Origin of the sequence: Bradyrhizobium sp. SZCCHNGR1005, assembly GCF_032489995.1 — a bacterium.
Classification (GTDB): domain Bacteria; phylum Pseudomonadota; class Alphaproteobacteria; order Rhizobiales; family Xanthobacteraceae; genus Bradyrhizobium.
The window spans coordinates 365,902-388,879 of record NZ_JAUEZC010000005.1 but is presented as its reverse complement, the minus strand read 5'-3'; the positions used below and the strand labels follow the sequence as shown (position 1 = coordinate 388,879).

17 protein-coding genes are annotated in these 22,978 nt (G+C 63.2%); 2 read left to right on the top strand and 15 right to left on the bottom strand.

Translation table 11 applies throughout. The features are described from left to right. The first annotated feature begins 195 nt into the window (after positions 1–195). Positions 196–1,089, top strand: coding sequence for a LysR family transcriptional regulator (locus QXZ85_RS23505; protein ID WP_315705497.1), 894 nt, complete (start codon positions 196–198; stop codon positions 1,087–1,089). A gap of 26 nt (positions 1,090–1,115) precedes the next feature. Here QXZ85_RS23505 and QXZ85_RS23500 read toward each other — a convergent pair whose 3' ends face one another. From QXZ85_RS23500 to QXZ85_RS23440, 13 genes are all read right to left on the bottom strand, one after another. Next, entirely contained in the window at positions 1,116–1,538 is a 423-nt protein-coding gene (locus QXZ85_RS23500) for an ester cyclase (protein WP_315705498.1), read from the bottom strand. A 72-nt stretch (positions 1,539–1,610) separates the two neighbouring features. Continuing rightward, positions 1,611–2,912 (bottom strand): sorbosone dehydrogenase family protein, encoded by a 1,302-nt coding sequence (locus QXZ85_RS23495; RefSeq protein ID WP_316174846.1) that lies wholly within the window; start codon positions 2,910–2,912, stop codon positions 1,611–1,613. Between the two features lie 169 nt (positions 2,913–3,081). Continuing rightward, positions 3,082–3,594: an isoprenylcysteine carboxyl methyltransferase family protein gene (locus tag QXZ85_RS23490; RefSeq protein WP_315705500.1), complete on the bottom strand. Its 513-nt coding sequence runs from the start codon at positions 3,592–3,594 to the stop codon at positions 3,082–3,084. Positions 3,595–3,935: 341 nt separating this feature from the next. Further along, entirely contained in the window at positions 3,936–6,260 is a 2,325-nt protein-coding gene (locus QXZ85_RS23485; RefSeq protein WP_315768037.1) for a PAS domain-containing sensor histidine kinase, read from the bottom strand. 208 nt (positions 6,261–6,468) lie between these two features. Next, positions 6,469–7,857: a cation diffusion facilitator family transporter gene (locus QXZ85_RS23480; RefSeq protein WP_316174848.1), complete on the bottom strand. Its 1,389-nt coding sequence runs from the start codon at positions 7,855–7,857 to the stop codon at positions 6,469–6,471. 110 nt (positions 7,858–7,967) lie between these two features. Then, on the bottom strand, positions 7,968–8,936 hold the full coding sequence (locus QXZ85_RS23475; RefSeq protein WP_316174849.1) for a zinc-binding alcohol dehydrogenase family protein: 969 nt from the start codon (positions 8,934–8,936) through the stop codon (positions 7,968–7,970). 132 nt (positions 8,937–9,068) lie between these two features. Further along, a complete protein-coding gene (locus tag QXZ85_RS23470) occupies positions 9,069–9,485 on the bottom strand; it encodes a CBS domain-containing protein (protein ID WP_315705504.1) in 417 nt (138 codons plus the stop codon). A 295-nt stretch (positions 9,486–9,780) separates the two neighbouring features. Then, complete coding sequence (gene oxlT / locus QXZ85_RS23465) at positions 9,781–11,088, bottom strand: oxalate/formate MFS antiporter (RefSeq protein ID WP_315727854.1); 1,308 nt, start codon at positions 11,086–11,088, stop codon at positions 9,781–9,783. Positions 11,089–11,358: 270 nt separating this feature from the next. Beyond that, a complete protein-coding gene (gene oxlT, locus QXZ85_RS23460) occupies positions 11,359–12,645 on the bottom strand; it encodes an oxalate/formate MFS antiporter (RefSeq protein ID WP_316174850.1) in 1,287 nt (428 codons plus the stop codon). 298 nt (positions 12,646–12,943) lie between these two features. After that, a complete protein-coding gene (locus QXZ85_RS23455; protein ID WP_315705507.1) occupies positions 12,944–13,081 on the bottom strand; it encodes a hypothetical protein in 138 nt (45 codons plus the stop codon). 233 nt (positions 13,082–13,314) lie between these two features. Beyond that, positions 13,315–14,592 carry a formyl-CoA transferase gene (gene frc / locus QXZ85_RS23450; RefSeq protein WP_315705508.1) on the bottom strand — a complete coding sequence of 426 codons (1,278 nt, stop codon included), beginning with the start codon at positions 14,590–14,592 and terminating at the stop codon, positions 13,315–13,317. 64 nt (positions 14,593–14,656) lie between these two features. Next, a complete protein-coding gene (gene oxc / locus QXZ85_RS23445; RefSeq protein WP_315741833.1) occupies positions 14,657–16,387 on the bottom strand; it encodes an oxalyl-CoA decarboxylase in 1,731 nt (576 codons plus the stop codon). A gap of 56 nt (positions 16,388–16,443) precedes the next feature. Beyond that, positions 16,444–17,175 carry a GntR family transcriptional regulator gene (locus tag QXZ85_RS23440; protein ID WP_315705510.1) on the bottom strand — a complete coding sequence of 244 codons (732 nt, stop codon included), beginning with the start codon at positions 17,173–17,175 and terminating at the stop codon, positions 16,444–16,446. A 187-nt stretch (positions 17,176–17,362) separates the two neighbouring features. Here QXZ85_RS23440 and QXZ85_RS23435 point away from each other — a divergent pair, with 187 nt between their 5' ends. Beyond that, on the top strand, positions 17,363–19,507 hold the full coding sequence (locus QXZ85_RS23435; RefSeq protein ID WP_315768034.1) for an acetate--CoA ligase family protein: 2,145 nt from the start codon (positions 17,363–17,365) through the stop codon (positions 19,505–19,507). Positions 19,508–19,651: 144 nt separating this feature from the next. Here the strand turns inward: QXZ85_RS23435 and QXZ85_RS23430 are convergent, their stop codons facing one another. Continuing rightward, positions 19,652–20,329 carry a nitroreductase gene (locus QXZ85_RS23430; RefSeq protein ID WP_316174852.1) on the bottom strand — a complete coding sequence of 226 codons (678 nt, stop codon included), beginning with the start codon at positions 20,327–20,329 and terminating at the stop codon, positions 19,652–19,654. 1,162 nt (positions 20,330–21,491) lie between these two features. After that, complete coding sequence (locus QXZ85_RS23425) at positions 21,492–22,844, bottom strand: IS1182 family transposase (protein WP_315764670.1); 1,353 nt, start codon at positions 22,842–22,844, stop codon at positions 21,492–21,494. Between the last annotated feature and the right edge of the window lie 134 nt (positions 22,845–22,978).

Here is a 22,978-nt window from a genome sequence, read left to right as displayed (position 1 = left end):
TTGGTCCAAATATCAATAAAGCAGTCCCGTGCTGCGATAGCGAAAGACAATCGAAGGATCGCTAAATTTGGACCCAAAACAGGCGCTTAGCGGCCGGTTGTCGCAGCTTTGCCATGTTGCGACCGCGTTCGCCATGCTAATGAAACCCATGCCGTCCATGCGCCCGGCGGCACAACTTCCGGGAAGGCCTCGTTTTTGATCGACAAGCTCGAACTTCTGCTCGCGCTCGCGAAGGAGCGGCATTTTGGCCGCGCCGCGGAGGCCTGCGGCGTCACCCAGCCGACCATGTCGACCAGCATCAAGCAGCTCGAGGAGATCCTCGGAGTGATGCTGGTGCAGCGCGGCTCGCGTTTCCAGGGCTTCACGCCGGAGGGGGAGCGGACGCTGGACTGGGCCCGGCGCATTGTCGGCGATTTCCGGGCGATGCGGCAGGAAATCAATGGGCTGAAGGACAAGCTGTCCGGCGAAATCCGGATCGCGGCGGTGCCGACCGTGCTCGGCATGGTTGCGTCCTTGACGACACCGTTCCGGGCGCGTCATCCGGACGTACGGTTCCGCATCATGTCCTGCACCTCGGCCGACGTGCTTGGGCTGTTGGAAAATCTCGAGGTGGACGCCGGCCTCACCTATATCGAGAACGAGCCGATCGGGAAGGTGCGCACCATCCCGCTTTACAACGAGAGCTATCGGCTCCTGACCGCGCCGGATGCCATGTTCGGGGATCGCGACGAGGTGACGTGGAAAGAGGTCGGGCAGGTGCCGCTCTGCCTGCTGACGCCCGACATGCAGAACCGCCGCATCATCGATCGCGCGCTCCGCGCCGCGGGCAGCGAGGTGGCGCCGACGCTGACCTCCAATTCACTGCTGGTGCTCTACACCCATGTGAAGACCGGTCGCTGGGCGAGCGTGATGCCGGCCAAGCTCGCGGAGACCCTGGGGCTCGCCGACAAGGTGCGCTCGATCCCGATCGTCGATCCCGTGATCAACTACCAGATCGGGCTCGTGATCCCGCAGCGCGATCCGATGACCCCCCTCATTGCCGCGCTGGTGCAGATCGTCCGCGAGGTCGCGCCGAGCCTGCAGGCGTGATGTCCTCGCCCGTTGTTCGGCCGTGATCAGCCTATCGGGGGTGGGCTGGTCCAATGTTCCTGCGCCACGGTGTCGTTCCACGCCGACCCGATCGGCTGCAGTGTGACCCATGTTTCGGCAAGCTTGCCGCCTTCGATCCGATAGGCCTGCAGTCCTGCGCGGGTGCAGACCTTGCCGGTCGCCTGGTCGGTCCATGTCATCGTGAAGCGATACCAAGCGCGATTGTCGTGGAGCGCATGGTCGTAGACGATGATCCGGACGTCAGGTCTGTCCTGCCTCAGTCTGGCGAGTTCGGCCGCGTAGCTTTCCCGGGTGACGCTCCGGTCGCCGACCTCATCATGCCGGACGTAATGAGGGCAGACGCAGTCGGGCACCAGATCGTAGCGGCCGTCATGCCAGACTTGCTCCCACCGGTCGAACAGGTCGCGCAAGGCTGAATTGTCGGACATCATCGAACCTCTTTGGTGAGCCTATCCGTCCAGCAGCCGTCATGCTGGTTTGCGCGAGTTGTCGCGCGGCGCTCACGCCCCCGTGACGCGCCAGATGCAATCGCCGACGTCGTCGGCCACCAGCAGCGAGCCGGCGGGGCCGAGCGTGACGCCGACCGGCCGGCCGTAGGAGACGCGCTCGTCCGGGGCGAGGAAGTCCGACAGGATGTCGCGTGGCGGCCCTGACGGACGGCCGTTCTCGAACGGGATGAAGACGACCTTGTAGCCAGAGAGCTTGCTGCGATTCCAGGAGCCGTGCTGGCCGATGACCATGCCCTGGGGAAAGCCCGGCAGGTGGCCGGCCGGCATCCAGCACAAGCCGAGCGAAGCCGTATGGCCGCCGAGCGCGTAGTCCGGCGTGATCGCGGTGGCGACCATGGCCGGGTCCTGCGGCACGCGGTCGTCGACCGTCTTGCCCCAATAGCAATAGGGCCAGCCATAGAAGCCGCCCTCGCGCACCGAGGTCAGATAGTCGGGCGGAGTCTCGTCGCCGAGGCCGTCGCGCTCATTGACCACGGTCCACAGCACGGCGGTGGTCGGCTCGAAAGCGAGGCCGACGGGGTTGCGCAGGCCTGAGGCGAAGATGCGGCTCTCGCCGCTAGCAACGTCGAGCTCATAAATGCAGGCGCGGCCTTGTTCGACCTCGAAGCCCATCTCGGCGATGTTGGTGAGCGAGCCGACACCGCAATAGAGCTTCCTGCCGTCAGCGCTCGGCAGCAGGCTCCGGGTCCAATGGCCGCCGGGCTTGAAGGTCGTGAGCCGCCGCCCTTGCGCGGTGATGCGGTCCGCCCCGGCGGTGTAGGGGAAGGCCATGATGCCGTCGGTGTTGCCGACATAGAAAGTGTCGCCGAGCTGGGCCATGCCGAACGGCTGGTTCAAGCCCTCCATGAATGTCGTCTGGATTTCGGCGACACCGTCGCCATTGTCATCGCGCAGACGTGTGATGCGGTTGGCGCTGACGCCGAGCGCCGCCGCGCGCCGCATCGTGGCCTGCATCGCATAGTCCAGGACGCTCCTGGGCGATCGTGCGACCTGCGTCGCCTCGGCGACGAGCACGTCGCCATTGGGCATCACGTTGATCCAGCGCGGATGCTTCAGGCCGGTCGCGAAGGCATTGACCTTGAGCCCGGCTGCTGCCGTGGGGACGTGTCCCGCGCTCCAGCCCTGCGCGGTCGGCATCTTCAAGGTGGGGAGCGCACCTTGCGGCTTGGCGGCGGGGATCTGCGGCTGCTGGCCCCAGGCCGGCTTCGGCGTGTCACCCTGGAGCCGGCGCCACTGCAGCGCGGCGCCGCCGACCAGCGCGACACCGCGCGCAACGATGCTGGAAAAGCTCATGGGGTTCCCCTGTCGAATTTCTGCGCTCCGGCTGCCCAGCCGGCAAAACGCCCCCGATTAGACGCATTGTCGATCTGCAAGTCTACCGGCCGACGGCGCCGCCGATCGCATAGCTCCATCGCGTGCCACGGTCATGACAGTATGTGGTCCCTGCGCGGCAGCGGAGCGTTCAGTAGTCCGTGAAGGCCTTGCGCATCACCGCTTCCTCCTGCCGGATGCGTAAGGTGAGCGGGACGGCATAGATGATCAGGCCGGCGACCAGCGTCACGAAGGCGTGCAGCGTCAGCGCATAGCCGATCAGCTCGGGAAGGATGTTGAGGAAGTAGTTGGGGTGGCGCACGGCCCGGAACAACGGATGCGTGACCAGCTGATGATCGCGGGCGATGAACAGTTTCACCGTCCAGAACCGCCCGAGCAGCCGCGACACCACGAACAGCATCACTGCGCCGAACAGGTAGATGACGAAGCCGACCGCACTGATCACATCGAGCGGCGCGGCGCGGACGATGCCCTCGGCGGTTGCGGCGAGATAGAATGCAACATGGGCAATCGCGAGCCAGCGCGAGACCGACGCGCCATATTCGGTCGCGCCTTCCGCGCGTAGGCGCTTCTCGTTTCTGATGGAGACGGCGAGCATCGCGAAGCGATACGCGAAGGCGGCGACGATGAAGAGATACAGCACGGGAGATCCATTGTTCGGGAGGCCGCTAGCCATAGTTGCCGGCGTGTTGAACCGTCAACCATGATGATTGCAAGCCTCGCGCAGGGATGTGATCACCGCGTCGATCGGGCATTCGCGCCGCGAGAAGGCGAGGTCGTTGGGCGATGGGGCGTTCCACGCACGGTGTCATTCCGGGCGCCGCATCAGCGGCGAGGCCGGAATCCATAACCACATCGTGAATATGGATTCCGGGCTCGCGCTCCGCGCGCCCCGGAATGACGCTGGGGAAAGAGCGTCACACTACACTCTTTCGTCATCGCTTGGCTGAAGTAGAGCGGAACGATAGCGCGCGTTACTGCAGCTCACGCCGCGACGGGCATCGCCGCACCGTCTTTGACTGCATCGCGCGGCAGGGTCACGCGCACCACAGTGCCGGCCTCGAGCTTGGAGCGCAGCCGCATCGAGCCGCCATGCAATTGGGCGAGCGAGCGCGCGATCGCCAGCCCCAGCCCCGAGCCGTGATAGGTTTTGGTCATCTGGCTTTCGACCTGCTCGAACGGGCGCCCGAGCCGCGCCAGCGACTGCGGCGCAATTCCGATGCCGGTGTCGGCGATGACGAGGACGATCCTGTCCTCGAACACGCGGCTGCGCACCGTGACGCGGCCGCCGTCAGGCGTGAACTTCACCGCGTTGGAGAGCAGGTTGACGATGATCTGCTTGGTCGCGCGGCGGTCGGCCACGATCGGAACGCTGCCGCCGATCTTGGCGTCGAGCACCAGGCCCTTGTCGTGGGCGCGGCCCGAGACGACGCGCAGCGACTCCGCAAGCGTCGTGGCGAGATCGAGCGGCTCCATGTCGAGCTTCATGCGGCCGGCTTCGATCTTCGACATGTCGAGGATGTCGTTGATCACCTCGAGCAGATATTGGCCGGAGGTCAGGATGTCGTGGCAGTATTCCTGGTATTTCTCCGAGCCGAGCGAGCCGAACATGCCGCTGCCCATGATCTCGGAGAAGCCGATGATGGCGTTGAGCGGCGTGCGCAGCTCGTGGCTCATATTGGCGAGGAATTTCGACTTGGTCTGGTTGGCTTCCTCGGCGCGGGTCTTCTCTTTGGAATATTTCTCGGCGAGATCGGCGAGCTCGATCGCCTGGCGCTCCAGCGCGGCCTGCGAGCGCTGCAGGTCGATGACGGTCGCCCGCAGCCGCAGATCGTTGTCGATCAGCCTCTGTTCGTGCTCCTTGATGCGGGTGATGTCGGTGCCGACCGAGACATAGCCGCCGTCCTTGGTGCGCCGTTCGCTGATATGCAGCCAGCTGCCGTTATCGAGCTGGGCCTCGAAGGTGCGCGCGCCCGGGACTTGCGGGCCGCTGTCGTGCAGCCGGGTGCGGACCTCCGGCATCTTGCCGACCTCGATCACGGTCTCATAGGAGGTGCCGGGGATGACCGCCGAGTCCGGCAGCTTGTGCAGGCTCTGGAAGTGCGAGTTGCAGAGCACGAGCCGGTTGCTCGCGTCCCACAGCACGAAGGCCTCAGGGATGGTCTCGATCGCGTCGCGCAGCCGCAGATCGGCTTCGACGGACTTCTCGGCGAGGCTCTTCTGCTCGGTGATGTCGACCGCGATGCCGATCAGGTGCAGGCCGGACTCGGTGGCGCCGTGGCTGAGTTCGCAGCGCACCCGCAGCCAGATCCAGTGGCCGCCGGTATGCCGCATCCGGAAGCTCTGGTCGATATGGTCGATCTCGCTCGCGACCAGCTGATCGGCGATGGCGAACAGGTCGATATCGTCGGAATTCACCAGCGCATTGACCTCGCCGAAGGTGAGGAGGTCGCTGCGATTGTCCAGGCCGAGCATCGCAAACATCGAGTTCGACCAGAAGATGCGGCCGCGCGACAGGTCCCAGTCCCACAGTCCGCAGCGGCCGCGGTTGAGCGCGGTGTCGATGCGGCCGCGCACGGCGTCGTTGATGAGGTCGCCTTCGCGGGCGCGGGTGGACTGCCAGTGGAAGGCGAAGCCGAGGATCAGGACGACGAAGCCGGTGGTGGCCGACAGCGTCACCGACAGCGCGGCGTCCGATCCCCAGATCGGCTCGAGCTTCTCCTGGATCACGACGACCCGGCCGGGCAGCTGCTTGACGAGTTGCGAGATCGCGAGCGCGGCGCGGCCGTTCGGCAGGACGATCTCGGTGACGGTGCCCTGCAGGCCCGGCGTCGCCAGCAGCTGTGCCGTCGAGATCAGGTCGAGGATGCGGTCGTTCGCGCCGAGGCTCGCATCGACCGGCACCCTGGCGAGAATGCGGTGATCGGCGGCGGTGACGATGACATGGCGGCCCGGGGCAACGCCCCAGGTCGGAATGAGGTCGGGCAGCAGGCTCTGCAGACGCTCGATATTGGCGAGCCTGTCGGGCTTGACCGAGAGATGGCCGATCCGATCGGTGAGGAGATCGGCAAGGGCGGCGAGGTCGCGCTTGTTGGACGCGCGCTTCTGCCGGCTCTGATCGAGCACCTGGACGAAGGCGCCGAGACAGATCGTGACCAGGAAGGCGATGATCAGAGTAGGGACAGCACGACGCAACACCGGCTCAGCGGTCAACAGCCTCTGATAGGCCGGTTTCGCGATCGATTGCGCCAACCCTTTGATCGAGTCAGAAGATTGGACGCACGCGTTCGCGGCATGCGCACGCGCCATGCTGAAGACCCCCTCAAAACTTCAGTGAACACCTAAGTTTCGAAAGAGCCCCCAGCGCTTCCGAATCAACCTGATTTGAATCCAGTTTTTGCGGACTGTCGAGAGTCAACGATTTGGTTAAGACGAATAAATCTTATCCAATGAGGAATCGCGGTGACGAAAAGCAGGCCAAACGAGTCCGAAGCGAGAACACCGTGTGAAGCCGGTGTCAGGCGTGTGGCGGTTCGGCGTGACTGATGACACGCTTCACGCCCGGGAAAGCGCGGCGCACCCCGCGCTCGATGTGATCCACATTGTCATGCACCTTGAGCACGCTCATCGACGGCGCGGCGCGGCAGTGGAAGTTGACGATCTCGCCGGCCTCGGTGTTGCGCACGCGGACGTGATGGACGTCGTAGACCTCGGTCTCCGCGGCGAGGCGCTGCAGCGCGGCGGTGATTTGGCCGACGCGGTCGGGCGCGGCATCGGTGCCGAACGGCAATTCCGGCTCCAGCGGCTCGATATGGGTGTCGACCTCGACATCCGCCCCGAATTCGTCGCGGATGCTGGCCTCGAGTTGATGCGCGATGTCGTGGGCAGTCATCAGGCTCATATTGCCGTCGACCTCGAGATCGATGGCGACGATCAGCTGACCGCTGACGTCGTGGACCGTCACGTGATGGATGGCGAGGCCGGAGTTGCGTGCGATCACCATGATGCGTTCCCGCACGCTCTCATTGCTCAGCGCCACCGGCACCGTGGTGAAGGTGACGTCGGCTCCCCCGAGCTTGGCGTCGACGGCGGCCTGCGCCTTGCGCTTGATCTCGTCGACACGGTCGATCGGGTAGGTGCGAGGCACCTCGACGGTCACGTCGACGAAATGGATGGCGCCGACCAGCCGGACCCGCAACCGCTCGATGTCGACCACGCCCGCCACGGAGCGGATCGCAGCGCTGGCCTTCTCTGCGGCGCCTTCGGGGGCGCGGTCGAGCAGTGTTTCTACGGTGGAGCGCGCAAGCCGAAATCCGAGGACGGAGATCATCACGGCCACCGCGATGGCAGCCGCCGCATCACCCCACCAGAAGCCGAGCCCGGCCAAGACAAGTCCGATGATGACGGCCACGGAGCCGAGCACATCGGAGGCGAAGTGCAGGGCATCGGCGGCCAGCGCCTGGCTGTGGGTCTCGTGCGCGGCACGGTGCAGCGCGCGCGCGCGCCAGAAGTTCACGGCGATGTCGATCAGGAGCACCAGGAACGGAGCCGCCGAGATCGCCGGCGCAGGAGCGGCCTCGCGGAGCCGGCCGTAGGATTCGACCAGCACGCCGCCAGCCAGGACATAGAGCAGGGCGATGACGCCGAGCGCCGACAGGCTCTCCAGCTTGCCATGCCCGTAATGGTGCTCGTCATCGGCCGGACGGTCGGAGACGCGGACCACCATCCAGGTGATCACGGTGGCGACGACGTCGACGGCGCTGTGCAGCGCCTCCGAGACCAGCGCGAGACTGCCGATGACGATGCCAACGGCGAATTTGGCCGCGGCCATGCTGGCGCTCGCGGCAATCGAGATCGCCGCGACGCGGGTCTTGCCGTGGGGAGGGTGGACAAGGCTGTCGGTCATGGCGCGGATTTAGCAGCCCGCTCCCGGCCGTGAAAGCCGGGATCGCGCGGGAAGCTCTCTATTCACCGCGCAATCCGATTTTACTGCGTCTAAAACTCAAAAGCACGTCGTCAGAGCGTCACGACGATCTTGCCGAGATGCTTGTTGGCCTCCATGTGCGCGAACGCCGCGCCGATATCGTCGAAGCTGAAGATGCGATCGATCGGCAGCTGCAGCGTCCGCGATTCGACCGCGCCCCAGATATCCGTCCTGACCGCGGCGAAGATCTCGCGGATCTCCTCGATCGAGCGGGTGCGGAAGGTGACGCCGATATAGTTGATGCGGCGTGCCGCATGCAGGTCGAAGTTGAAGTCGGCGTGGGTGCCGCCGAGGCGGCCGACATTGATGATGCGGCCCTTGACCTTGGTGGCTGCGAGATTCTGGTTGGCGACCTTGCCGGAGATCTGGTCGACGATCAGGTCGACGCCCGCACCGCCGGTCGCCTTCAGCACCTCATCGACCCAGCAGGGGTCGCTGGAATCGATCGCAAGATCGGCGCCGAATTCCTTCAGCCGGCCGCGGCGCGCAGGATCGGTCGAGGAGCCGATCACGAATGCTGCGCCCTTGAGCTTGGCGATCTGCATCGCCATGAGGCCGACGCCGGAGCTTGCGCCCTGGATCAACACGCTCTGACCCGGCTGCAGCGCGCCGTTGGTGATGACGGCGTTGTGCATGGTGGTGAGTGCGATCGGCAAGCTGGCGGCTTCGTCGAAATTCATGTTCGACGGCGCGAGGAACAGCCGGCCGTGATCGGCCAGCGTGTATTCGGCGAAGGCGGCCGTGCCGGATCCCATCACCTTGTCGCCGACTTTGACGCCCTTGGCTTCAGGACCGAGTTCGGCAACTTCGCCGGCCCATTCCATGCCGAGCACGGTGCCGCGGCCACCGGCCGATCCGTGAGCATGACCCTTGGTCATGCCGAGATCGGCGCGATTGAGGCCGCAGGCACGCACACGGATCAGCACCTGCGTGCCCTGCGGCGTGGGCTTCGAAACGTCGGTAAGGGCGGCGCCGTCGGCACCGTAGACATAGGCCTTCATCGAGACTGTCCCTGTCAGGCGAGAGGAGCAGGGACATTACTCGGTCGGTCGATGATGTGCATCGGCCAACACTGCATCCCGGCTGCACCGTTCGTTGATCGATGCAGCCCGCGTGAAAGCCTCAGCGTCGGCTCACGCAGCCACTGCCGCGGCGTCGTCGAACACCGCCGAGACATCGCGCATGCTGATGACGCCGGCGAGGGCGAAATCATCGATGACCGGCAGGTGGCGGATATGATGCACGTTCATCAGGTGGCGGACGTGCTCGAGCGTATCGGTGGTGCTGCACGAGATCAGCCGCTGCACCGAGATCAACTGCGACACCTTCATGTTGACGCCGGCGGCGCCATGTTGGGCAACGGCCCGGACCACGTCGCGCTCGGTGAACATGCCGACCGCCGTATTGCCCTCGGTGCGCACCACGTCCTTGACCACCAGCGCGCTGATGTTGCTGGCGCGCATCAACTGCGCCGCCACACCCACGGTTTCGTTCATACGCACAGTGACCACACGCGCTGTCTTGTTGCGCAGGATGTCTCCGACGTTCACGGCAGCCTCCCTCGTTTGTTGTGCCCGAAAGTCTGGTATACAAAATGCCAATTGTCAACGCCGATGGCTCCTCCTGCGTGTCACGGGATATGATTTAACCGACAGTGATACTTACGTATTTGAGGAGCTTGCTGCGGTCGAACCGTGGTTGCGGGCAGGAGCAGTCACCGACGGTAAATGATCTGGCATGCCAAGAAACAGCAAAACAAACGAAAAAAAGAGAGGCGCCGCTGGAGGCGCCTCTCTTCACGGTTGATGGTTGTCGTTCTCTCCGAAAGCCGGCGACGCGGTCACGTCATTCGGCTGCAACCTGGCTGACGGAGTTCTTGTTCTCGGAGACGCTCATCGATTGCCGGACCGGCCGCACCACGAACAACGCCAAGCCCACCACGATGAAGTTCATGACCGCGGCCACGAGAAACACCGCGTGCCAATTGCCGGAGTAGGTCTTGAGAACGTTGGCGAGCGGGACGCCAAAGGCGGACAGTCCCTTCGCGGTGTAGAGCAGGCTGGTGTTGGTCGTGGCGTATTTCGGCCCGAACATGTCGGTGCAGGTCGACGGGAACAGGCTGAAAATCTCGCCCCAGGTGAAGAAGATCAGGGCGGCGCAGATGACGAAGGTCCAGGGCGTGGTGCCGGCAGTGCCGAGCAGCCAATAGGCGAGACCGCCGGCCGTGAATGCGATCGCCATCGTATATTCGCGGCCGATCTGGTCCGACACCCATCCGAAGAACGGACGTGCGCCGCCATTGGCTAAATTATCGATGATGCCCGCTACGGTCAGCGTGGTCGCGCCGAACAGGAGGACCGTCTGGCCAACGCCGTAATCCTTGGCGATCAGCGCGATCTGGGCCGCTACCATCAACCCGCTCGCCGAGACGAGTACGAACATGACGTACAGGACCCAGAAGAGCGGAGATACAAGCATCTGGCCTGGCGTGCTGTTGGTCTTGGACTGCAGCACCTTCACGGCGCTCGCCGCCGGGGCTTCGCCGGGCAGCGGAGAGCGCAACAGCCAGGCCACCAGGAAGATGATGCCGCCCTGACCCAGCGCAAACCAGAAGAAGGTGTCGGCATAGCCGACGGATGCAATCATCATCTGGATCGGGATGACCGTCACCGCCGCGCCCGCACCGAATCCGGCTGCGGTACAGCCTACGGCGAGCCCCCGCCGATCAGGAAACCATTTGACGGCGTTGCCGACACAGGTCGCATAGATGCCGCCGGCTCCGACACCGGAGACGACGGCGCCGAGATAGAGCATCTCGAGCGAGTTGGCCCAGGCGTTGATGAGCCAGCCGAGCGCAACGAAAATACCACCCGCGGCGACCATCAGTTTGGGACCGCGTTGCGGGCCGAGCGAGTCGACGATCCATCCTTCGATCGGCGTAAGCCAAGTTTCCAGCGCGACGAAGATGCTGAAGGCGATCTGGATGCTTCCGACGTCCCAGGAATGGGCTTTCGCCATCGGGCTGACGAAGTAGGTCCATCCGTATTGAAGATTGGCGATCATGGCCATGCAGACAACGCCAATGACGAGCTGCATCCATCGGAAAGCGTTGGATGACCCTTGAGTGGGTCCAGTGGCGGCGCTGATGGTCATTCCATTTCCTCCCGCACGCGCTGTCTGATCGCGACTTGGTGTCGCGAGATTGTGGTTTATTGTCGCAAGCGTCGAAGTAGCTTGGTATATATTATTCCAGGATGCAAGCGCGTTTTCTGTGCGGGTGGGCTTTGGTTGCGGCGCGTCATCCGGCTCGCGTCGTAGATGTCGAAAAGCACGCGATCGGCCGTGCCCGCTTTCAATCTCCACGAGTCAAAAGAAAACGCCCGGCCTTGCGGCCGGGCGCTCCAGAAAAGGTCGTGAAAAGTCTTAGACGTTGGCCTTTGCGATCACATTTCTCCGCCACGGCTTGAGCACCGCGATGGCCAATAGCGACGCCAGGATATTGGCGCCGGCCGCCATCAGGAACACCCCGTCCCAATTTCCCGCCGATTGCTGCACATAGTTTGCGATCGGCACCAGGAGCGCCGCGGTTCCTTTTGCGGTGTAGAGCAGGCCCGCATTGGTGGTCGCGAATTTCGAGCCGAACGTGTCGGTGCAGGTCGAGGGGAAAAGCGAGTAGATCTCACCCCAGGCAAAGAACACGAAGCCCGAGAGGATGACGAACCAGACCGGATTCTGGCCGAACATGTACAGCGCCCAAATCCCGATCCCCTCCATGCCGAAGGCGATGAACATGGTGTTCTCACGCCCGATCCTGTCGGAGACCCAGCCGAAGAAAGGCCGCGTCAGGCCGTTCAGGACCCGATCGATGGTTGCGGCGAAAGTCACCGCCGTCAGTGTCATGCCGGCGAGCGTGACGGGGACGCTATCGATCTTCCAGTCGACTCCGATCGGTTTCAGATTGGCGGTCACCATCAATCCCCCGGCGCCGACAATGACGAACATGAAATACATCAACCAGAAGATCGGGTGACGGATCACTTCCGGCGGCGTGTAGTTCCGTCGTGTCTGCACCAGGTTGCCGGTCTGAACTACGGCTGGGACTTGTCCGGACTTCGGAGCGAGCAGCAGGAAGGCGAGGAGGACGATGATGATTCCTTGTCCGAGCCCGAAGTAAAGGAATGTGCTTTGGAAGCCGGAATCCCGAATCATTGCCTGGATCGGCGCAACGGTGAGCGCAGAGCCGGCGCCGAAGCCGGCTGCCGTGATGCCGGCAGCCAGACCCCGCTTGTCGGGAAACCATTTCAGGGCGTTGCCGACGCAGGTGCCGTAGACGCCGCCGGCGCCGATGCCCGCGACGATCATGCCGAGATAGTAGCCATTGAGCGTCGTCGCATGCGCATTGATCGTCCAGCCGATCGCGCAGAGGATTCCGCCGACGAGGATCACGATGCGCGGACCGTATTTGTCGACGAACCAGCCCTCGACCGGCACCAGCCACGTCTCGAACAGCACGAACAGCGTGAATGCCCACTGGATCGATGCGCGATCCCAACCAAATTTTTTCTGAATGTCAGGGACGAAGAATGTCCAGCCATATTGGTAGTTGGCGATCATCACCATTGCGGCGACGCCGATCGCCAATTGTGTCCAGCGATAGGTATCGCTGACCCGTCCGGCCGCAGGGGCCCTCGCTTGAACCACGTCTGTCATATCGCCTCCCGATTCGCGCCTTCTGATTGTATGGGCACGCTGCGGAGAGCATCTTTGTATTCACAATGCCAAGGTTCAAGCGGCAGACGACTGCCGCGCGAAAATGCCGCAGATCAGTTCGAGCATGATCTAACGGGCGTGGCGCGGTGTCCCAAGCGCATCGTGCCTTCGAGAGGCAATGCGCAACGGGATTGATCACGGTGGAAAAAGAATCGCGGTGGAAAAAGAAATGGCCCCGGAAGCCGGGGCCGTTCTTGGGGCGCAGAACTTCGCGCCGTGCCGGATCGCCTAGAGGATCTTACAGACCGACCCGCGGCACGTCACCGTTGCGGATCTGAATCTCGGCGAAGGTCATCAACCAGCGGTCGATCGCGGCCAGGAGACGGCCGAACACGGATACGGGCTGGACGAAGGGAAGGGCAGCAGTCTTGGCCATGGCTCTCTCTCATCAAGGTGGTCACTTTCTGAGAGCAATTTACGTATACCAGATACCAGAGACAATTGGCTTTATTGCATAGCGGTATGAACTCTGTGCAGTGCAACAATATACCGCGATTTGGATTTTCAATCGATTCTGGAACTTTTAATGCAAATAAGCCGCCCAACAGGGCGGCTTATGGCAATTACGGTGCTGGTCAGTGGTAATTCGGGAGGGGGCTTGGTCGCCGCTTACTCCGCGGCTTCCTTGCGCGGGGGAGCCAGCGCGCCGGAATCGTGGATTTCGGCGACCTGGTGATCCCCGAAGCCGAGCACCTCGCGGAGGATCTCGTCGGTATGCTCGCCGAGTAGCGGTGAGCGTTTCACATCGGCCGGGCTGTCCGACAGCTTGATCGGATTGCCGACCGACAGGTACTTGCCGCGGGTCGGGTGATCCACCTCGACCAGGGTGCCGGTCTTGCGCAGCGACTCGTCCTCAGCGATCTCCTTCATCGACAGGATCGGGCCGCAGGGGATGTCGAACTCGTTGAGGATCTCCATGGCCTCGAACTTGGTCTTGGTCATGGTCCACTGCTCGATGCGGCCGAAGATCTCGTTCAGGCGCGGCAGGCGGGCTGCCGGCTTGGCGTAGTTCGGATCGGTCTTCCAGGTCGGCTCGCCGATCACGTCGCAGATCTTCTCCCAGACCGGAGCCTGGGTGATGAAGTAGATGTAGGCGTTCGGATCGGTCTCCCAGCCCTTGCACTTGAGAATGCGGCCGGGCTGGCCGCCACCGGAATCATTGCCGGCGCGCGGCACGGCATCGCCGAACGGAACGCCCTCGCCGAACTGGCTGTATTCCTTCAACGGGCCATGGGCGAGGCGTTGCTGATCGCGCAGCTTGACGCGGCAGAGGTTGAGCACGCCGTCCTGCATTGCCGCCGTCACGCGCTGGCCGCGGCCGGAGTGGGTGCGCTGATACAGCGCGGTGACGATGCCGAGCGCCAGGTGCAATCCGGTGCCGGAATCGCCGATCTGGGCGCCGGTCACCAGCGGCAGGCCGTCGCGGAAGCCGGTGGTCGAAGCGGCGCCGCCCGTGCACTGCGCGACGTTCTCATAGACCTTGCAGTCTTCGTACGGGCCGGGGCCGAAGCCCTTGATCGAGGCGACGATCATTTTCGGATTGATGCTCTGGATCTTCTCCCAGGGGAAGCCCATGCGATCGAGCACGCCGGGGCCGAAATTCTCGACCAGCACGTCGCACTTCTTGATCAGCTCGGTCAGCACCTCCTTGCCCTTCGGGTTCTTGGTGTCGAGCGTGATCGAGCGCTTGTTGTGGTTGAGCATGGTGAAATACAGGCTGTCCACGTTCGGGATGTCCTGCAATTGCCCGCGGGTGATGTCGCCCACGCCGGGGCGCTCAACCTTGATCACGTCGGCGCCGAACCAGGCCAGCAACTGCGTGCAGGTCGGTCCGGACTGGACGTGGGTGAAATCGAGAATGCGAACGCCCTCGAGCGCCTTGGTCATGTGTTTCTCTCCGTAACTGAATGGTCATCCCGCGCGAGCGGGCGTTGATGGCCGGCGGGTCGCCTTACTTCTTCTTGAGCACGCTCTGCGGATTGAGGTTGCCGATGCGGCCGCTCTCGGAGCCAGCCGCCGGATCGATCACAGCGTTGATCAAGGTCGGCTTGCCCGAATCCATCGCCGCGTTGACGGCGCGCTTCAATTCGTCCGGGCTGGTCGCGTTGACGCCGACACCGCCAAAGGCCTCCATCATCTTGTCGTAGCGGGCGCCCTTGACGAACACGGTGGTGGCGGGGTCGCTGCCGCCCGCATTGACGTCGGTGCCGCGATAGATGCCGTCATTGTTGAAGATCACGACGCAGACCGGCAGGTTGTAGCGGCAGATGGTCTCGACCTCCATGCCGCTGAAGCCGAAGGCGCTGTCGCCCTCGATGGCCAGCACCGGCTTGCCGGTTTCGACGGCCGCGGCGATCGCCGTGCCCATGCCGATGCCCATCACGCCCCAGGTGCCGACGTCGAGGCGCTTGCGCGGCTGGTACATGTCGATCACACCGCGGGCGAGGTCGAGCGTGTTGGCGCCTTCGTTGACCAGGATCGCATCGGGGCGTTCCTTGATGATGGTGCGGAGCACGCCGAGCGCGCCGTGATAGTCCATCGGCGAGTTGTTGTTCATCAGGCGCGGCGCCATCTTGGCGACGTTGTCCTCGCGCTTCTTCTGCACCGATGAGGTCCACTCGACCGGGGGAGCCGGCCAGTTGCTGCCCATCGCTTCGGTGAATGCTGATACGACCGAGCCGATGTCGCCGACCACGGGGGCCGCGATCTCGACGTTGGAGTCCATCTCCTTCGGCTCGATGTCGACCTGGATGAACTTCTTCGGCGCATCGCCCCAGCTCTTGCCCTTGCCATGCGAGAGCAGCCAGTTGAGCCGGGCGCCGATCAGCATGACGACGTCCGATTCCTTCAGCACGGTCGAACGTGCCGCGCCCGCGCATTGCGGATGCAGGTCGGGCAGCAGGCCCTTGGCCATGCTCATCGGCAGGAACGGCACGCCGCTCTTTTCGACGAAATTCTTGATCGCCTCGTCGGCCTGCGCATAGGCCGCGCCCTTGCCGAGAATGATCAGCGGGCGCTTTGCATTCTTCAACAAGTCGAGCGCGCGCTTGACGGCGGATGGGGCAGGGAGCTGGGCCGGTGCGGGATCGATCACCTTGACCAGCGATGCGGCGCCGGCCTGTGCGTTCATGACCTGGCCGAACAGCTTGGCGGGCAGATCGAGGTAGACGCCGCCGGGACGGCCGGAGACAGCGGCACGGATCGCGCGCGCGAGGCCGATGCCGATGTCCTGGGCGTGCAGCACGCGGAACGCGGCCTTGCAGAGCGGCTTGGCGATCGCGAGCTGATCCATCTCCTCATAGTCGCCCTGCTGCAGGTCGACGATCTCGCGCTCGGAGGAGCCCGAGATCAGGATCATCGGGAAGCAGTTCGTCGTGGCGTGCGCCAGCGCGGTCAGGCCGTTCAGGAAGCCGGGCGCCGAGACGGTCAGGCAGATGCCCGGCTTCTTGGTGAGGAAGCCGGCGATCGCCGCGGCATAGCCGGCATTCTGCTCATGACGGAACGAGAGCACGCGGATGCCTTCTGCCTGCATCATGCGGCCGAGATCGGTGATCGGAATGCCCGGTACGTTGTAGACCGTCTCGATCCCGTTCAGCTTCATGGCGTCGATGACGAGGTGGAAACCGTCGGTGAGGTCTTCTTGGGTGTCCGGTGCCTCGGCCTTGATCGCGGTCTGCGCCATGCGCTTCATCTCCCTGGTACTATCGAAGGCGCCTCGCGCGTCTTCTTTGTTGAACGTCAGCTGAACAATTCCTGGCCGTGCGTCTCGACATAGGTCGCAAGGCCAAGCGTGTGGTCGCGGGCGCGCTTCTCGGCGAGCTCGGTGTTGCGCTCTTCCAGCGCTTCGATGATCGAAAGATGCTCGGGCAGCGACGCCGCGATGCGGTCGACGCGCCCGATCGTGAGTTGCCGATAGCCGCGCACGTGGAGCAGAATGTCGTTGGTCATGTCGACCAGAACCGGCGACTCCGACAGCGAGATCAGCGCCTGATGGAAGGCGATGTTGGCCTTGGAGTATTCCTCGATATGATCCTGCGGCAGGCGGTCCGGACCGAAATCCTTGAAGAAGTCGCGCAGCGCCGAGATGTCCTTCTTGCGCGCGGTGGTGGTGATCAGGCGCGCGGCCATGCTCTCCAGCGCGGCCCAGGCGCGGATCATGTCGACGATCTCGCTCTTGGTCCGCCTGACCACGATGATGCCGCGGCGCGGCACGGTCTTCACGAAACCGTCCTGCTCCAGCATCGCGATCGCTTCGCGGATCGGCGTGCGGCTGACGCCGAGGCGCTCGGACAAAGCGCGCTCGTCGAGCATCACCGGTTCCGGGCTCGCGTAGATGTCCATCTTGAGGATGGCTTCCTTCAAGGCCTCGTAGGCCTTGTTCTTGAAGCTCGTCTCCGGGGCGATGCGAGCGATCGCGATGTCAGCCTCGGCCATCGGCGGCAATGCCTTAGTTGGTTTCTGCGTCGACAAGACCAATCTCCTCTCCAGCGGGAGACGTCTTCATACAGCAATTTACTGTCAAGTTTTTTGGCATGCCAGATGCCAGACTGTCAAGCTGAGTGATTTTTCAGCGTTTCCACATCTTCGCTGCGCTTGACAAACTTTGTGTCTGGCATACCAAATGCCATAAACACGTGCCCCCAAGGGAGGAAGCCCCATGTCTGACGCCGCGATACCCAACGCCAAGGCCACCATCCGCGAGGTTCTCGATCGGGTGAAGGCCGATAAGCGCACCAGCCTGACCGCGCCGGAAGGCAAATTGGTGTGCGATGCCTACGGCATCCCGGTGCCGAAGGAAGGCGTTGCCAAATCGGCCGCCGAGGCGGCCAAGATGGCGTCTGACATGGGCTTTCCGGTGGTGATGAAGATCGTCTCCCCCGACATCCTGCACAAGACCGAAGCGGGCGGTGTGATCGTCGGGGTCAAGACCGCCGACGATGCCCAGAAGGCCTATGAGACCATTCTCGGCAACGCCAAGAAGTACAAGGCCGACGCCAAGATCGAAGGCATCCAGGTGCAGCAGATGCTGACCGGCGGCACCGAGGTGATCGTCGGCTCGATCACCGATGGCTCCTTCGGCAAGCTGGTCGCCTTCGGCCTCGGCGGCGTGCTGGTCGAAGTCCTGAAGGACGTGACCTTCCGCCTGGCGCCCGCGACCAAGGACGATGCCCTGTCGATGCTCGACGGCATCCAGGCCCATGAAATGCTCAAGGGCGTGCGCGGCGGCGAGGCCGTCAGCCGCGAGGCGCTCGCCGACGTCATCGTCAAGGTCTCGCAGCTCGTCAGTGATTTCCCTGAGATCGTCGAGCTCGACCTCAACCCGGTCTTCGCCACCAAGAACGGCGCGATCGCGGCCGACGTCCGCATCGTCGTCGATTTCGACTACAAGCCGCGTCCGGCGCCGCGCTCGAACGAGGAAATCGTCACCGCGATGAACCGGATCATGAAGCCCTCCGCGGTCGCCGTGATCGGCGCCTCCGCCGAGGACGGCAAGATCGGCAATTCGGTGATGAAGAACCTGATCAATGGCGGCTACAAGGGCGCGATCTATCCGATCCACCCCAAGGCCTCCGAGATCCTCGGCTACAAGGCCTATAAGAGCGTCAAGGACGTCCCCGGCGTGATCGACACCGCGGTGTTCGCGATCCCTGCGAAGTTCGTAGCGGCGGCGCTGACCGAATGCGGCGAGAAGCAGATCCCCGGCGCGGTGCTGATCCCGTCGGGCTTTGCGGAGGCCGGCGCGCCCGAGCTGCAGGCCGAGATCGTCGAGGTCGGCAAGAAGTACAATATCCGCCTGATGGGGCCGAACATCTACGGCTTCTACTACACGCCTGCCAATCTCTGCGCCACCTTCTGCACCGCCTATGACGTCAAGGGCCATGCAGCGCTGTCGTCGCAGTCGGGCGGCATCGGCATGGCCATCATCGGCTTCTCGCGCTCGGCCAAGATGGGCGTCTCCGCGATCGTCGGCCTCGGCAACAAGTCCGATATCGACGAGGACGATCTGCTCGCCTTCTTCGAGCAGGACCCGAACACCAACCTGATCGCCCAGCATTGCGAGGACCTGAAGGACGGCCGCGCCTTTGCCGAAGCCGCCAAGCGCGTCTCCAAGAAGAAGCCGGTCGTCGTGCTCAAGGCCGGCCGCACCTCGGCCGGCGCCAAGGCCGCCTCGTCGCACACCGGCGCGCTGGCCGGCAACGACAAGATCTATGAGGACGTGCTCAAGCAGTCCGGCGTGATTCGGGCGCGCAGCCTGCGTCAGCTGCTCGAATTCGCCCGCGGCGTGCCGGTGCTGCCGACGCCGAAGGGCGAGAACGTCGTCATCATCACCGGTGCCGGCGGCTCCGGCGTGCTGCTGTCCGACGCCGTCGTCGACAACGGCATGTCGCTGATGGCGATGCCGCCGGATCTCGATGCGGCGTTCCGCAAGTTCATCCCGCCGTTCGGCGCGGCCGGTAACCCGGTCGACATCACCGGTGGCGAGCCGCCGATCACCTATGTCAACACGGTCAAGCTCGGCCTGTCGGACGATCGCATCCACGCGCTGATCCTCGGCTACTGGCACACGATCGTGACGCCGCCGATGGTGTTCGCCCGCAACATGGTCGAGGTGAAGAAGGAGATGGAGGCCAAGGGCTTCGTCAAGCCGATCGTGGCTTCGCTCGCCGGCGACGTCGAGGTCGAGGAGGCCGCCGAATATCTCTACCAGAACGGCATCCCCGCCTACGCCTATTCGACCGAGCTGCCGGTCGAGGTGCTGGGCGCCAAGTACAAATGGGCGCGCGGGGCAGGGCTGCTCTGAGCTCGCTCTAGCCTAAAGACGACCAATGACGCCGCTCCGGTGCAGACCGGGGCGGCGTTTTCTTTTGCTCGGCGTCCACCGCGCTGGAGACGTGCTCGGACAACCTGCTGATCGCGTACGCGCCGCTCTATTTGCGCGTTCCGCTCAATCGTCGAAACCGACGAACACCGTCGCTTCTTCGACCGATTTTCGTTCAGAGATAACGGCGTTGGCCGGGAAATCGTGATCCGGCCAGCCGAGCGCGATGCTTTTCATGATGACCTGATCGTCGGCGATCCCGGCGTGCTCGCGGACCACGGGCGATTGCATGATGCCCTGGCTGTTGATCACGGCGCCCAGCCCGCGCGACCAGGCGGCGTTGACCAGGGCGGTGGTCACGGCGCCGCAATCGAACGGCGTGTCGTCGCTGCCATCAAGCGTACGATCATAGGTCACGATGACGCAGACCGGCGCGTCGAACTGGCGAAAACCGCGCAGCACCCAATCCCGGCGCTTGTCCTTGTCGTCCCGCGCGATCCCCATGGCGGAGAACAACTGCTTGGCGACCTGCACCTGCCGCTCACGATGCTGGCCCGCGAACGGCTCGCCGATGCGGAATTCGCGCGACTGCGGGATGCCCGCCAGCATCCGCTCGGTGTTGCCGGCACGAATCCGGTTGAGCGGCTCGCCGGTGATGACGTAGAAATTCCAGGGCTGGCTGTTCATCGAGGACGGCGCGCGCATCGCCAGAGCGATGATTTCCTCGATCAGCGCCCTGGGGACGGGATCAGGCTTGTAGCCGCGGATGCTGCGCCGACCGAGGATGACGTCATCGAACTTCATGTGTCTGGATGTCCGGATAAGAGCTGAATTTGCGGAGATTTACGCGGCTTCTTGGCTCTCATGCAAGATCGACGTGAGCGTCAGCGGCGTTCGTCACCGCAAGCCGAAAATCGCTATCAGTGCACGTCGTTATTCTTGGCTCAGCTCATAGCCGGATCAGTCTTGCTGCGTCACAACCGACGTCATTCCGGGGCAGCCTGTCAGGGCTAACCCCGGAATCACGCCCGGCTAGGCCTTGAGACCTAAGTTGAAGTTGCGAGTGTCCTTAATTTGCATCCGGCACGGGGATCAAGTTCAACTCGCGGCAGATGCCCTTCCAACCGCACCTAGGACACTCGACGGCAGCCAATTCATCAAATCCAAATTCTTCCTGATACTCGACCTCCATGTTGCGACATTTCGGACAGCAAGGCGAACCTGAGCCGAGCCGCTGGACGATTCTTTCCCAAGCCATCGAATTGTTCTTTCACCGTCTTGGTTGAGGCCGCCTCAGTTGCGGGCCTCTTTCATTCGAATGTCAACTATTGGACCCAGTGCGGACTTGGTCCTTTGGCCGGTTTCGCGTTTATGCGTTTGAAAAACGCGATCGGATACGGCCGTTGTTCAATATGCCCCTTAACATCGAGGCAAACAGTTCATGCTACTGGCTCGCCTCTGACCGACAAGATTTTGACGGTTGGTATTAAGGATAGTGTCCGATGTACGTCCTCATTTCTGGTGTGATCGTGGCGGCCTTAAGTTTCGAGGTATCGTTTCGCCGATCCTGGAATCTGTCACGGAACTATGAGCTGCTTGGCCCCGCCCAGCGGCTCGCAGTTCGGCGGCGTGCGCTTTGGCCGGTAGGCTGCGGGCTAGTCTGCATGCTGGTAGAGTGGATTGTACTTCACTTTTTTCAAGGCACGCTGGTTTCCGCTCTAATATGGCTTAACGTCACTTTCGTCGGCGGATCGTTTATTGGCGTTATCGCCGGGACGACGAATCGGGTTTGATCGCCGCGATCAACGCAAAGCGAAAAAGTGCATCGGGCTATGGCCGCCGACAGGCGACCATGACTTTGTTATTGCCCTGTTGATGTCCAGTTTTGGCCGATTCCGTTGAAAAAGTCGGCAGTAGTTTCGTCGTGAACGCCAGCTGTTTCGAGGACGAATTGGCGCGGTGTGGTTCACGCGGGCGTCGGTGTGGACATCGGGATCAGCTTGGCCATCTTACGAAGATTTTGAGCGGCTGCAGCCAGGGTGAACTCGTCGCGTGCGCCGTTCGGCCCTCTTAGTCGCAGCCGATCCAGCTTGAGGATGCGCTTGAGATGCGCGAACAGCATCTCAATCTTCTTGCGGAGCCGGCGTGAAGTGCGGCCTTCCCATGAGCTTGCGATCTCGCGTGCCATGTCGCGAGCGCCCTCGTAGATCGAGCGCGGCACTTTTCGGGCCGGGGTGTTGGGGCAACACCTGCTTCTTAGAGAGCATGCTTGACAATCGTGCTTGCTCGCACGGTAGAGGACCGTCGTATCGTTGTTCACCAGCGTCCCTGTAGTGGTGAGGGGTTTGCCAGCGGGGCAGCGATAGACGTCCCTGGTATGGTCGTAGGTGAAGGCCTCACGCGAGAAGGTCCCGTCGGTGCGGGCCGACTTGTCGAAGACGGTCACGTGCGGCTCGATCCCCTGCTCGTAGACTAGCCACCCAAGCATCTCAGCTGAGCCATAGGCGCTGTCGCCGAGAAGCCGGCTTGGATAAAGATCGAACCTTTCGATTGAACGCTCAATCATGCGCTTGGCGGCCAATACTTCTGCCTGGCGGATCGCCGTGGTCGCTTCGACATCGACGATGATCGCATTCTCGACGTCGACCAGATAGTTCGTCGAGTAGGCGAAGAAGGCTTGGCCGCCGTGCGCTCCCGTCCAGCGCGCCGCCGGGTCGGAGGGCGACACAAACTTGGGCGTGACCTCCGTCGCGGCACCGAACGCGGCATCATCAAGAACGGCAAGGTACTCGTCGATCGCTCGACCCGCAGCCTCCGGCGGAAGCCCCTTATCGCCTTCGATTCCCTTCTGCCGATTGGCATCCGCCTTGATCAGGCTCGCGTCGACTGCGAACCCTTCGCCGCCGACCAGGCGCTCCCGGATGCAGCGGCGCAAGACGGTCTCGAACACGCGACGGAAGAGATCGCTCTCACGGAAGCGGCCGTGCCTGTTCTTCGAGAACGTCGAGTGATCGGGGACAGTTCCATCCAGACCCAACCGGCAAAACCAGCGGTATGCCAGATTGAGGTGGACTTCATCACAGAGGCGCCGTTCCGATCGTATGCCGAAGCAATAGCCGATCAGGAGCATCCTGATCATCAGCTCCGGATCGATCGAGGGCCGCCCGATGTTGCTGTAGAACGGCGCCAGCTCCCGCCGTAAGTCCTCAAGGTCGACGAACCTATCGATCGACCGCAGGAGGTGGTCGGCGGGGATGTGCCTTTCCAGCGAGAACTCATAGAACAACGCAGCCTGTTCGACTTGCCGATGCCCCATCATGACCTTCAGTCCTGCCCACTAGACAGACTGAATCACCGATATCTCTGCGTCGCAACCGCTGACTTTTTCAACGAAATCGGCCCGGAACGTGAGTGCTGGGCCGCACGGGGCATTTCCGGAGCTGGGGGAAGTGC